Origin of the sequence: Acinetobacter beijerinckii CIP 110307 (assembly GCF_000369005.1) — a bacterium.
Classification (GTDB): Bacteria; Pseudomonadota; Gammaproteobacteria; order Pseudomonadales; family Moraxellaceae; genus Acinetobacter; species Acinetobacter beijerinckii.
In genome coordinates this window covers 91,253-104,796 of sequence record NZ_KB849764.1, presented here as the reverse complement: position 1 = coordinate 104,796, position 13,544 = coordinate 91,253, and the positions used below count along the sequence as shown (strand labels likewise).

12 protein-coding genes and 1 tRNA gene are annotated in these 13,544 nt (G+C 37.0%); 5 read left to right on the top strand and 8 right to left on the bottom strand.

The genetic code is table 11. From position 1 onward, the window contains the following. Positions 1–256: 256 nt before the first annotated feature. The 6 genes from lptB to F933_RS02105 all read right to left on the bottom strand — a co-directional run bounded on the left by lptB (position 257) and on the right by F933_RS02105 (position 4,516). On the bottom strand, positions 257–994 hold the full coding sequence (lptB, locus tag F933_RS02130) for an LPS export ABC transporter ATP-binding protein (RefSeq protein WP_005058124.1): 738 nt from the start codon (positions 992–994) through the stop codon (positions 257–259). Continuing rightward, positions 994–1,542, bottom strand: a complete 549-nt coding sequence (gene lptA / locus F933_RS02125) for a lipopolysaccharide transport periplasmic protein LptA (protein WP_005058122.1) — start codon at positions 1,540–1,542, stop codon at positions 994–996. The genes lptB and lptA overlap by 1 nt, the downstream gene beginning before the upstream one ends. Continuing rightward, positions 1,526–2,074: an LPS export ABC transporter periplasmic protein LptC gene (lptC, locus tag F933_RS02120; RefSeq protein WP_005053096.1), complete on the bottom strand. Its 549-nt coding sequence runs from the start codon at positions 2,072–2,074 to the stop codon at positions 1,526–1,528. The genes lptA and lptC overlap by 17 nt, the downstream gene beginning before the upstream one ends. Positions 2,075–2,109: 35 nt before the next feature. After that, positions 2,110–2,649, bottom strand: a complete 540-nt coding sequence (locus F933_RS02115) for a KdsC family phosphatase (protein ID WP_005053095.1) — start codon at positions 2,647–2,649, stop codon at positions 2,110–2,112. A gap of 3 nt (positions 2,650–2,652) precedes the next feature. Then, positions 2,653–3,630 (bottom strand): KpsF/GutQ family sugar-phosphate isomerase, encoded by a 978-nt coding sequence (locus F933_RS02110; protein WP_005058120.1) that lies wholly within the window; start codon positions 3,628–3,630, stop codon positions 2,653–2,655. A gap of 223 nt (positions 3,631–3,853) precedes the next feature. Then, entirely contained in the window at positions 3,854–4,516 is a 663-nt protein-coding gene (locus F933_RS02105) for a hypothetical protein (RefSeq protein ID WP_228127858.1), read from the bottom strand. Positions 4,517–4,761: 245 nt separating this feature from the next. Between F933_RS02105 and cysS the strand changes: the two genes are divergently transcribed. The 3 genes from cysS (at position 4,762) to F933_RS02090 (ending at position 7,133) form a co-directional block, all read left to right on the top strand. Beyond that, positions 4,762–6,183 (top strand): cysteine--tRNA ligase, encoded by a 1,422-nt coding sequence (cysS, locus tag F933_RS02100; RefSeq protein ID WP_005058114.1) that lies wholly within the window; start codon positions 4,762–4,764, stop codon positions 6,181–6,183. A 63-nt stretch (positions 6,184–6,246) separates the two neighbouring features. After that, a tRNA-Gly gene (locus tag F933_RS02095) sits at positions 6,247–6,322 on the top strand. A 331-nt stretch (positions 6,323–6,653) separates the two neighbouring features. Further along, entirely contained in the window at positions 6,654–7,133 is a 480-nt protein-coding gene (locus F933_RS02090) for a copper resistance protein NlpE (protein ID WP_005058112.1), read from the top strand. Between the two features lie 95 nt (positions 7,134–7,228). On the opposite strand, the gene F933_RS02085 is transcribed toward F933_RS02090, so the two are convergent. Continuing rightward, positions 7,229–8,833 (bottom strand): isocitrate lyase, encoded by a 1,605-nt coding sequence (locus F933_RS02085; RefSeq protein WP_005053090.1) that lies wholly within the window; start codon positions 8,831–8,833, stop codon positions 7,229–7,231. Positions 8,834–9,372: 539 nt separating this feature from the next. Here F933_RS02085 and F933_RS02080 point away from each other — a divergent pair. Next, positions 9,373–10,377 (top strand): LysR family transcriptional regulator, encoded by a 1,005-nt coding sequence (locus F933_RS02080; protein ID WP_005053088.1) that lies wholly within the window; start codon positions 9,373–9,375, stop codon positions 10,375–10,377. 130 nt (positions 10,378–10,507) lie between these two features. After that, complete coding sequence (gene paeA / locus F933_RS02075; RefSeq protein ID WP_005058110.1) at positions 10,508–11,836, top strand: polyamine export protein PaeA; 1,329 nt, start codon at positions 10,508–10,510, stop codon at positions 11,834–11,836. A gap of 202 nt (positions 11,837–12,038) precedes the next feature. Here paeA and F933_RS02070 read toward each other — a convergent pair whose 3' ends face one another. Continuing rightward, positions 12,039–13,496: a glyceraldehyde-3-phosphate dehydrogenase gene (locus F933_RS02070; protein WP_005058107.1), complete on the bottom strand. Its 1,458-nt coding sequence runs from the start codon at positions 13,494–13,496 to the stop codon at positions 12,039–12,041. Positions 13,497–13,544: the final 48 nt, after the last annotated feature.

Sequence of the window (13,544 nt, the reverse complement as noted above, 5' to 3'; positions counted from 1 at the left end):
TTTAGGAAAAGCACTATGCTCTAAACACTAATTAATACCTATTTAAGTGTTTGTTTTTTGTATAATAGCTCACACTCTTTATGATCTTATTATATTAAAAAGATGATATTCTTAAAACAAATTAACATTTAAAATCAATTAGATGCATTTTAAAAATCTTTTAAAACCTATATATTAATCATGTATCTACAGTTTAAATTTCAAATTTATAAAAAAAGAGCAATAAATGCTCTTTTAAAATATTAATTGCTCAGATTTAAACCACAAAATCATCACCTAAATAAACCTTACGTACTTGTTCATTATCTAGTATCTCTTGTGGAGTACCCTCTGCTATCACAGAACCCTCACTCACAATATAAGCTTTCTCACAAATCGCAAGTGTTTCACGAACATTATGATCAGTAATTAAAACACCAATTCCACGGTCTTTTAATGTTTGAATAATATCCTTAATGTCACCAACAGAAATTGGATCTACTCCAGCAAAAGGTTCATCGAGTAACATAAATTTAGGATCAGCAGCTAATGCACGAGCAATTTCTGCTCTACGGCGTTCACCACCAGAAACACTCATGCCTAATGAGTCTTTAATATGACTAATCTTGAAGTCATTCAATAATTCAGTCAGTCTTTGCTGACGTTGCTGCTTATTCAAATCTTTACGCGTTTCTAAAATTGCCATAATGTTTTCAGCAATTGTAAGTTTTCTAAAGATCGATGCTTCTTGAGGTAAGTAACCAATTCCTTTACGGGCACGCTCATGCATTGCAAGATCAGATAGATCCAAATTATCTAGATGAATCTCACCTTTATCCATACGGACAAGACCGACCACCATATAGAAACTTGTTGTCTTTCCAGCACCATTAGGCCCGAGCAAGCCTACAATTTGACCACTTTGCATGGTAAAGGAAACATCTTTTACCACCCAGCGTTTACTGTAGTTTTTAGCTAGATGCTTAATACATAGTGTTTGCACAGATCGATCCATTAATCACGTGCTCCTGGAAAACTTTTAGTACTGGTCGGTGGAATAATAATTTGAACTCGATTAGATGAAGAACCTTGAGCTTCTACATCGCCCTTGTTCATACTATATTTTAAGCTATTACCACGTATGCTTGAGCCATCTTGATAAAGATAAGCTTTGCCTGTTAATGTCAAAATTCCAGTCTCGGCATTATAAACAATGGTCTGAGCCTCTCCTCTTGCCAGTCCTTTATTAGAATCAATTTGCTGTTGAAATTTTGCTAACTGACCTTTAGCAGTGATGGTCTGAATTTCTTTTTTGGCACTTAAAGTAGCAACAATAGAATCAGCTTGTAATTTCATTGTTCCTTGTTCAATGACTACATTACCCGTATAGGTTGTAATGCCTGTTTTATCGTTATATGTCGCACGATCAGCAACCAATGATAATTGTTGATTACGATCTGAAGGCAGAGCAAAACTTGTGACTGAAGTTAATGCTAAAGCAGTAACGCAAACAACTTGTTTTAGGAAAGCTGGACGAAATTTGGTATTAAGAAGTTGGCGCATACTTTCCTCGAACTTTAAAAAATTCATATTGACCATTATTTAAATTTGCTTTTAAACCTTGACTTACAAACTCAGCACTAGGAGATTGAACGATGACTTGATGTTGAGTTTCTAATTCTCTTGTTTTTGGATAACCTGTAAGTTCATCAGTAAGAAATTCCATTTTACCTTGGTCAGATAAACTCGTTGCAACCACATTACCCGTTAGTATAACTTTAGTATTATCATTAAACGTATTTGCTTGTTTTGCATAAAAAGTTGCATCCGCTTTTCCATTTTTATACATAACAGCATTTAACTGATCGAGCTGAGATGTTTTCAGTTGCATATTTTGTTGTAACTGTTTCACTTCAGCACGAATATATAAATTACCTTGCTCATCTGTTTGTGTAAGATGAACACCCTGCGCTGAATAAGTCATATTCTTCGACGATTCGACATCTAGCTTTTTTGCTTTGCCACTGTAATAGTAATAACCACCACTCAAAGCAGCAACCGAAACAGCGACAACATATAAAACTTTGGTATCCATAAACAGGGTTACCTAACCTTTGAGTGATAAGTATATTAATGTGGTACAGCTAAGTATTTTGCAAGTAGCTCTTGGTAAACACCTTTTGCCATCAACAGCATATCGCATACTTCTCGTACAGCTCCTCGACCACCCATTGCCTGAGTGACTAAGTCAGCACGACGACGAACTTCATCATGTCCATTTGGAACCGTAATACTCATTCCAGCAATTGCAAATGCGGATAAATCTGGCCAATCATCGCCCATATACAAACAATCTTCAGGTAAAAGATTCAATTGTGCACAAGCTTCACGTAAAGCAGTTCCTTTATCTTCCCTGCCTTGGAAAACAAGATCCACACCTAAATCTGACATGCGTTTTTCAACAATATTACTTTTACGTCCAGTGATAATAATGACTTTAAGACCAGCTTGCTGAACTAACTTCATACCTAAACCATCTCGAATATCGAATGATTTAATTTCATCACCAGCATTAGTTAAAGTGACAAAGCCATCGCTTAAGATACCATCCACATCAAGCACGAGAGCTTGTAAATGACGTGCTTGTTCTTGTAAAGCATAAGATGCCATGGCTTAATTTACTCCCGCCTGAATAAGGTCATGCATACTGATCACACCAATCACTTTATTAGCATCATCAACAACGACAAATTGATTAATTTTTCTCTCATGCATTTTTTCTAATGCTTCAACCGCTCTGGCTTCTTGAGATATGGTTAATGGATTCTTGGTCATTACTTTTTCAACAAGCAGATTTACATCAAAACCTTGTTGTTGATCAATCATTCGACGTAAGTCACCATCGGTAAAAATACCTAATAAGATATCATTTTCATCAACGACTGTTGTTAAACCTAAACGCTTATCTGAGATTTCATACAACACCTTATTCATTGGTGTTTCGGGCTTCACTTTTGGAAGTTCATCACCTGTATGCATTACGTGTTTAACATGTAATAGTAATCTTTTACCAAGTGCACCGGCTGGATGAGAACGCGCAAAATCGTCAGCAGTAAAACCACGTGCTTCTAACAAAGCCACAGCTAAAGCATCACCTAGCACCAAAGTCGCTGTCGTACTTGAGGTAGGCGCTAAACCTAAAGGACAAGCCTCATCCGCCAAGCCCAACGTCAAAGCCACATCGGCATTTTGTGGCATCGGACCTTTTTCATCACGACTAATCGTAATTAAAGGTACACCTAGATGCTTGATCAATGGCATGAGCATCATAATTTCATCACTCTTACCAGAGTTTGAAATTGCAATCAGCACATCACCTCGAACCAACATACCTAGATCACCATGCCCAGCTTCACCTGGATGCATGAAAAATGAAGGTGTACCTGTAGATGCAAAAGTCGCAGCCATTTTCCGACCAATATGCCCTGACTTTCCCATCCCTGTTACAACGACTCGACCTGAGCACTGCAATAAAATTTCACAAGCCTTATCAAATCGCTGATCGATTTGTGCAGCGAGTACGTCAAGCGCTTGTTGTTCGACACGCAATGTTTCTAATGCACTTTTTTGGAAATCTATGGTTTGTGACATATGAGTTTGACTCAAAATAGTACTCTATCCACTTGATGATGGATGATTTTAAGCGAAAGAATTGTGGAGATTCTAGCACAACTGTAAGTTGTGCACGTTTCCAAATGTATAAGATTTCAAGGAAGATGGAGAGAAATAACTCAAAACCATTAGTCAACTCAGTAATCATAAATAGCGCCATAAAGCGAAGGAAAATATATTTCAATCGCTTATTTTAGCGTGATCACCAACTTACCTGAACATTCCGAATTTCCTTATCTGAATATGCAACTACATTTGCCTGCCCTGAATTTTCAGAGAAAGAAATACTAGAAACATAGTATTGGAAACCAGAGCCAAGTTTTTGCTGAGCCAATTCCTTAGCTTTCTTCTCTGACTCACTACCTTGTAAGAAAATTAACATTCCGATCATAAAGATAAATAGGAAGGTTGCAGACAGATAAGCTGACAAAGGTCTACCCGTTGCATAGCCTGCTTGAGCTAATCGTCTCAATGCATGGGGAGAAGAAAGCTGACGATAAATCCAGATCATAAAGTAAAGAAAGAACGTCATGAACAGGAAAAAAACTATCGCAGACCACGTATTCAATTTTATTTGTAGTTTTAACAGGTCAAAAGGCATCAATAGGCTTGCACCTATAATACCCCCAATAAACATGGTAAAGAAGAATATACTCAACCATCGTGCTATACGTGCTGTCTTAACACTGCCTTTTAGAAGAAGAATACTTACAATCACAGCGAATATATTAAAACTGGATGAGTAACCAATTTGATTGATAATGCAATAAATCATCAGAATAATATCAAGAACACCGATGACCAGAAGTGCAACACCTACTTTTTTGAAAGGGTTCTCTGTAGAAAACATATCGTTCTTAGCCACTGAAATTTCTAAACATCTTGACTCGTATTAAATTCATTTTCAAATAAATTTGCTTCTATACACTGCCTTGTTTTCAGCTTGATTCAACAAATGATCCTCTATTGAAATTTATTAGGTCCTAAAACAGAATTCAGTCATTCCAATCCACATCAAGCTAATCATCTTTTTTTCTCCAATCAACTTTATGAAAAAAGATGCATACGTTATGATGTAACGCTAATTTTGTAGAGTGTTTGAAAACCCTTATGCAACCTTTTGTTTTATATAACTCTGAGCAACGTAAAAAAGTTGAATTTGTCCCACGCAAAGAAGGACAAATCGATATGTATGTCTGTGGTATGACTGTTTATGATTACTGTCATATCGGGCACGCTCGAGTTATGGTTGCATTTGACTACATTATCCGCTTCTTGCGTAGCCAAGGTTGGAAGGTACGTTATATCCGTAACATTACCGACATTGATGACAAAATCATCGCACGTGCTAATGAAAATGGCGAAACCATTCAACAACTTACTGCTCGATTCATTGAAGCAATGAATGAAGATGCAGCCAACTTAGGATGCGCAGCGCCAGACGAAGCGCCTAAAGCGACTGAATATATAGATCAAATGCAAAGCATGATCAGCAATTTAGTCGATAAAGGTGCAGCATACCCTGCGACTAATGGCGATGTATATTTTGAAGTCACTAAATTCGACAAATATGGTCGCTTATCAGGTCGAAAATTAGATGATATGCAAGCAGGTGCTTCAGAGCGTGTCGACGTTGAAGTTGAAAAGAAACATCCTTTTGACTTTGTACTTTGGAAACATGCCAAGGAAAATGAACCAGCTTGGGCTTCGCCTTGGGGCAATGGTCGTCCAGGTTGGCATATTGAATGCTCTGCAATGTCGACATGCTGCTTAGGTAATCATTTTGATATTCATGGTGGCGGTTCGGATCTGATGTTCCCTCATCATGAAAATGAAATTGCGCAAAGCGAAGCTTCAACAGGCGAACAATATGTCAACTATTGGATGCACGTTGGTTTCATCAATGTTGATGGTGAAAAAATGTCTAAATCTTTAGGCAACTTCTTTACCATTCGTGATGTTATGGAGAAGTTTCACCCTGAGGTGATACGTTATTTTATTGTGTCATCACATTATCGTAGCCCAGTGAACTTTTCTGATGTTGCATTAAAAGAAGCTAAGACCGCATTGAGCCGTTTCTACCATTCATTTAAAGCCTATCAGCAAGTCTACGGTCAAAAAATGGTTGAAAATTTAGATCAAAACTTTGTTGAACGCTTCAATCATGCAATGTGTGACGATTTCAATACTGCTGAAGCAATGGCTGTTCTATTTGAACTGAATAAAGAGTTAAATCGAGCAGTAAAAGAAGAGCAGGCAGATCAAGCGACTGTTCTTTATTCAACATTATGTTATTTGACCAATATTCTTGGTCTTGTACAGCATGATGTTGAAGAATTTTTAAAGTCTGACATCGGTCAAGAGGCACTTACCCTTTCTGATACAGAAATTGAAGATTTTATTCAACAACGTGTTGATGCAAAAAAAGCGAAAGATTTTGCAAAAGCTGATGGTATTCGCCAGTCTTTGTTAGACCAAGGTGTGGTTTTAGAGGATACTCGCCAAGGTACAATTTGGCGTCGTGCTGATTAATTAAACACTTAGTAGCATAGAGAGTTGACAGTTTTATTAAACTCTTTATAATGCGTTCGTATTGCGGGAATAGCTCAGTTGGTAGAGCATAACCTTGCCAAGGTTGGGGTCGGGAGTTCGAGTCTCCTTTCCCGCTCCAGATTCAAAAAGCCCTCATCGAAAGATGAGGGCTTTTTTCTTAGCCTAAATACATCAAATGATTATATTTCAAAATAAATAACCTCTTAAATATTAAAGTCTAAAGTTAAGCCATCACGCCAAAAACACCTGTTTTTAAATAGAGTTTTATATCAATTACTTATTATTTTAGCTCAAATCTTTGTCACTATTAATATAAATCTAACCTAAATAAACTTAAACAAGCAAAGCTTTACTAAAAGTTAAACAACTCCCACAGTCGATGACTACACTTTATTGATTATTTTTCATAACTTAGGTATCGATCTTTTTTACAACAAGGTTCATTGAAAATGAAAAAATCATTAATTGCTCTTTCAATTGCTTCTATTTTTCTTGTAGCGTGTAGCAAAACTGAGAATAAAAAAACTGAAGAACAAACACCTGCCGTAGCAACAAGTGAAGCTGCGTCAGAAGCAGCAATTGCAGATAATGCTCACACTGCTGAAAATGCCTTAGACTGGAATGGCACCTATCAAGGTGTATTACCATGTGCTGACTGTGAAGGTATTGAAACTGAATTAGAGCTTAATTCAGATAAAACTTATGAAATCAAAGAAACTTATCTTGGTAAAGGCGATGGCAAACCATTTGAAAGCAAAGGTAGCTTCCAATTTGACAGTAAAAACCCATCTATTATCGAATTAGACAAAGCTGGTGATAGCCGAAAATATTTTGTAGCTGAAGGTTATTTAAAAGCACTAGATTTGGAAGGTAAAGAAATTACTGGTGAATTAGCTGATAAATATCAACTTAAAAAAGAAGCAGAATAATCTTTTGAATTTTAAATGCTCTCAATAGCGAGCATTTTTATTATGGATATAAAAAAACCCTGCTTTAGCAGGGTTTTTTGAAATCAATTCGTAGCTTAGTGAGCTGAGAATTGGTTCATTGTGTTTTTAGCATCATCATGCGCTTTAAGAGCGTTATCACCAGAGAAGATTTCTTTGTGATCATCACCGATGTCCGAACCAGCCATTGCTTGGTGTTTAACACAAGCGATACCACCACGGATTTCTTTACGTTGTACGCCAGCAACATAAGCCAACATACCTTCAGAACCAAAGTAACCTTGTGCAAGCTCATGAGTAGAAAGAGCAGCAGTGTGGTAAGTTGGAAGTGTGATCAAGTGATGGAACACACCAGCTTCACGAGAAGCATCAGCTTGGAATGTACGTACTTTCTCATCAGCATCAGCAGCTAATTCAGTCGCATCGTACTCAGCGCTCATTAACTTAGCACGGTCGTATGCAGAAACGTCTTTACCTTCAGCAACCCAACGGTCGTAAGCTTGTTGACGGAAGTTTAAAGTCCAGTTGAATGATGGGCTGTTGTTATAAACAAGCTTAGCATTTGGAACTGTTTCACGTACACGGTTAACCATGTGAGCGATTTCTTCAACGTTTGGAGTCGCAGTTTCGATCCAAAGAAGATCCGCACCATTTTGAAGGCTAGATACACAGTCAAGTACAACACGGTCAATTTGAGTGTCAGCACGGAACTGATACAAACCAGAAGCTAAACGCTTAGGACGGTGTAATTTACCATTACGTTTGATCAAGATTTCGTCTTCTTGAGCATCAGCAATGTCAATTTCAACCGTATCTAAGAAACCGATATATTGAGAAGCAATGTCACCTGGCTCTTTAACCACTGGGATTTTTTGAGTCAAGTCAGCGCCTTCAGAGTCAGTACGCGCAACGATGATACCGTCATCAAGACCCATTTCTAAGAATGCATAACGTAAAGCATGGATTTTAGAGATAAAGTCTTCGTGTGGAACAGTTACTTTACCCGCTTGGTGACCACATTGTTTCGCATCAGATACTTGGTTTTCAATTTGAAGCGCACAAGCACCAGCTTCGATCATTTTCTTAGCAAGTAAGTAAGTCGCTTCTTCGTTACCGAAACCAGCGTCGATGTCAGCAATAATTGGCACAACGTGAGTTTGGAAACCATCGATTTGAGCTGTGATTTCAGCTGCTTTAGCAGTATCACCAGCTTCGTTTGCTTTTTTAAGCGCACGGAACAAATCGTTAAGTTCTTTCGCATCAGCTTGACGTAAGAATGTATAGATTTCTTCGATCAATGCAGGAACAGAAGTTTTTTCATGCATAGATTGGTCAGGAAGTGGACCAAATTCTGAACGAAGTGCAGCAACCATCCAACCAGAAAGGTAGATATAACGGCGCTCAGTTGTACCAAAGTATTTTTTGTTCGCAATCATTTTTTGTTGCGCGATAAAACCGTGCCAGCAACCTAATGATTGAGTATATTTGCTAGAATCAGCATCATAAGCAGCCATATCACGACGCATAATCGCAGCTGTATATTTAGCAATGTCTAAACCAGTTTTGAATTGGTTTTGCATTTGCATACGCGCAGCATCTTCTGGGCTAATATCGCGCCAAGTGTTGCCGAATTTTGCTTTTAATTCGCGGATTGCATCAATCGCTGTTTGATATGTAGACATGATATATTCCTTTTGAGGATAGGCATCGAATGATCGCTAAAAATCGTGATTTTATGTAGTCTAGATTTCAAGCACTTCATCAACATGTTTCACAGCTTAGTCTTTGCCAACAAATTTATCCAATATTCTAGGTTAATCTTCAGTATTTTCTTATGAAATATAGGAGTTAATCACATTTCTGCCGCAAAAAATACAACGCAAATATTTGTTTTTTAAATAAATTTAATCAAATTCAATTATTTAAAAAATAATCAAATTAATTTTTTAAATTATCAACTGATCAGTTCAAAGCTTTAAACACCATCAAAATAGAGTTTGAATTTGATCAAATTGACCAATGCTTATCTGATCATTTTTTATTATTCTTCAAAGATTAGATCTTGCATTTTTATGGACAAATTCTCCATAAATTCAATGATTGGCTTGGTACATTTTTTCAACTTACCACCCTATTTTTATGTCGTATTAAGTTACACAAATGGCTCTAGATATGGCATAATTCAAGACAATTCAAGAATTTTATTTTCGGTATTTTTTTTATGAATCTGGAGCGGGTCGATCTCAATTTATTAATTTATCTTGATGTACTTCTTCGTGAAAAAAATGTCACAAGAGCAGCTGAACAATTAGGGGTAACCCAACCTGCGATGAGTAATATTTTACGCCGTTTGCGTAATTTATTTAACGATCCGCTTTTGATTCGCTCTTCTGAAGGGATGACACCGACTGAACGTGCATTAGAATTACAACCTCGTATTCGTGATGCATTATCAGATCTTTCCATGATTCTTGAACCACGAACTGAATTTAGACCTTATACTAGTACACGTGTTTTTCGCATCATGACTTCAGATTATGCTGAAGCAACACTTGTACCTCGTCTTGTAAAAGCACTTCGCTCTGAAGCACCAAATGTTGTTCTCGACTTTTTAACACCAAGTGATGTGTCCTATCGTGATATGGAACAAGGTAAAGTTGATTTAGCTATTAACCGTTTTAATGAAATTCCTCAAAGTTTTCATCAAGTTCTGGTATGGCGCGATAGCTTTAGTTGCATCTTGAATGATAAGCACCCTGCTGTTACGCACCTAAACCTTAAAAGTTATTTAGATGCACAACATATATGGGTATCAAAAACAGGAATGGGCGTTGGTTTTGGTGTAAATCCAGACAAACAAGCTGGTTTAGGCTGGATCGATCAAGCTTTAGAACGAATTGGTCAACGTCGTAAAATTTCTGTTTTTACACGTCATTATCAAATGCCAGCACTATTAGCACAAAATGTTGATTTAATTGCAACATTACCTACACGTATGGCTCGACTACAAGCACAAAATCCTCGATTATTAATCAAGGATCCTCCTTTTTATATTCCTGAATTTGAATTAAAAATGGCTTGGTGTCCTTTGCTTCATCATCATCCTGCTCATCGCTGGTTACGTCAGCTTATTTTATTCGTTGCTCGACAAATGATTGAAGAGGAAAATCGTGAGTTCCTTACAAACAATTCACAATTTCCTCAATTCCAAAATGTTAGTTTGTAAATCTACCAAAACCCTTTCGGATATGCTTGTTTCATAAGCAAAATTGTTATTCTGAGGTAATACCCAATTACCTCATTCTTTTTTTTGTGTTACAACATATTCATAATAAATGATGTACCACAGGTGATGTGTGAGTCTCTTTCAAAATATTATTATTATTATGCTGCTTATTTCAGCGGCAGGCTTTTTATCACTTACAGAAATTGCACTGGCAGGCGCTCGGAAAGTTAAATTAAAAATCTTAGCCGAGTCTGGTGAAATACGTGCCCAAAAAGTTTTAGATCTTCAAGAACAATCTGCTGACTTCTTTGCAGCTTCACAAATTGGCTTAAATGCTGTTGCGATTCTTGGCGGTATTTTAGGTGAAGCCGCTTTTCGTCCATTTTTTGTAGAAATGATCAAAGGTTTTTATGCTGGTCCTTGGTTAGAAACCATTGGTTTTGCACTGTCCTTTACTATGGTCACGTCACTATTCATTTTATTTGCTGATTTGATGCCAAAACGCTTGGCAATGATCGCTCCGGAAAAAATTGCAATTAGTGTTATTGATCCCATCCAAGTTTTTATAAAGGTTTGTAAACCTTTGGCTTGGGGAATTAATGCTATTGCAAACTTGTTATTTCGCTTATTTAAAGTAAATACAATTCGTGATGACAACATCACCTTTGATGATATTTCAGCGGTAATGGATGCAGGTGCTCAAGCGGGTGTTTTGCAAAAACAAGAACACCACTTCATTGAAAACGTTTTTGAACTTGAAGAAAGAACAGTTCCATCAAGCATGACCACGCGTGAAAATGTGGTTTATTTTACACTTAAAGAAAATGAAAGTAGTATTCGCCAAAAACTCGCTGAATATCCTTATTCAAAATTTTTAGTATGTAATGAACATATTGATCAAGTGATTGGTTATGTCGATACCAAAGATATCTTGGTTCGAATTTTAAATAATCAATCCCTGCTTCAACTCAATGAATCTACAATCCGTACCGTCTTAATCATTCCTGACACCTTAACTTTATCCGAAGTACTTGATCGTTTTCGCTCTACCAAAGAAAAGTTTGCAGTCGTTATTAACGAATATGCTTTAGTTGTTGGAGTGATTACCTTAAGCGATATTATGATTACGGTGATGGGTGATTGGGTCACGCCAATGGAAGAAGACCTACAAATCATTAAACGTGATAATCATTCTTGGCTCATTGATGGAAGTACACCAATTGAAGACGTAAAACATGTCTTAGAAATTGAAGAATTTCCAGAAAATGAAAATTATGAAACAATCGCGGGTTTCATCATGTATCGTCTACGCAAAATCCCTCGCCCTGCCGATGCAGTTGAATACGCAGGATTTAAGTTTGAAGTGGTAGATATTGATCATTATAAAATTGACCAGCTACTCGTCACTCAAATTATGCCAAATCTTGAAAATGACTCACCTCCACCCTCAGAATCTTAAAAGATAATTTAATATTTAATCTTTTAATTTTATTGAATATTATATTTTTCTAATAAGTATTTGATAAAAAATGAAATATCATCTGATCAACGATATTTAGCATTACAATCTATTTATTCGATATGAAAAAAAAACGCCTAATACAATTAGGCGTTTTTAATTTGAAGCGTTCATTCTTTAGAAAAAAAACGCATCTTAAAACTTATGCATTTGTTTCAGCAGGAATTTTTGTATAGCTTACGCCACACATTTGTTCAGCGATACGTAATACTTGGCAGCTATAGCCTACTTCATTATCGTACCAAACATAAGCTGTTAAACGTGTACCAGAAGTGATTGTCGCTTGCGCATCAAACACACCCGCAGTACGTGAACCAATAAAGTCACTTGATACAACTTCAGTGGAATTGGTGTAACCAATCTGACCTTGCAAGCTAGAATTGATTGAGATTTGGCGAATGTATTCATTCACTTCTTCACGATCAACTTCTTTCTCTAAGTTTAAGTTCAAGATTGCAAGCGAAACGTTTGGTGTAGGAACACGTACAGAGTTACCTGTCAATTTACCTTTAAGGCCTGGTAATGCTTTAGCAACCGCTTTAGCAGCACCAGTTTCTGTAATTACCATGTTCAATGTTGCCGCACGACCACGACGATCTGCTTTGTGGTAATTATCAATAAGGTTTTGGTCATTAGTGAACGAGTGAACAGTTTCAACATGACCATTTAATACTTTGTATTTGTCGTCTAAAACTTTTAATACAGGTGTAATTGCATTGGTTGTACAGCTTGCAGCAGAGATGATTTTGTCTTCATCTAAGATATCAGTGTTGTTCACACCAAATACAACGTTTTTCATCTCACCTTTACTTGGTGCAGTCAATACCACACGTGCAACGCCTGCACATTTCAAGTGTTGGCTTAAACCTTCAGCATCACGCCATTTACCTGTATTGTCGATCAAAAGCGCATTTTCAATACCGTAAGCGGTGTAATCTACTTCGCTTGGGCTTGAAGCATAGATTACTTTGATGAATTGACCATTTGCAATGATTGCTTCGTTTTCTTCATCAACAGAAATCGTACCATCAAAAGTACCGTGAATAGAGTCACGACGTAATAATGAAGCACGTTTCGCTAAATCACCATCAGATGATTTACGAACGACAATTGCTTTAAGGCTTAAACCACGACCTAAACCAGATTGGCTAATGATTAAACGCGCTAAGATACGACCGATACGACCAAAACCGTAAAGAACAACATCTTTTGGTTGCTCAGTTTTCGCTTTACCTTCGATTGATTCCACTGCTTTTGCAACAAAAGCGTCTACATCACCACCTTGATTTTTATATTCAACAGCAAGCTTACCAATATCAACTTCAGCAGAACCGATGTTTTCAACTTTCATCAATGCTTCCAAAATTGGGAAGGTATGAACAACTGAAAGTTCCACGTCAAGCATGCGTGTACGGCGATGTGATTTTAAAATCTGGATTACTGAACGGTTTATTAAAGAACGACCGTAAACAGAAACAACAATATTTTTCTCACGGTATAATTGACCAATCAAAGCGATCATACGTTCCGCGATTTCTTCACGGTTTTTCCAACGGCCTTGATGTTCTGCGTGTAGGGCAACGATAGTGTCTTTGCTCACAGTTACGTCCTCAAATTTAATATCTATACTGGGCGTGAATTTTTAAAA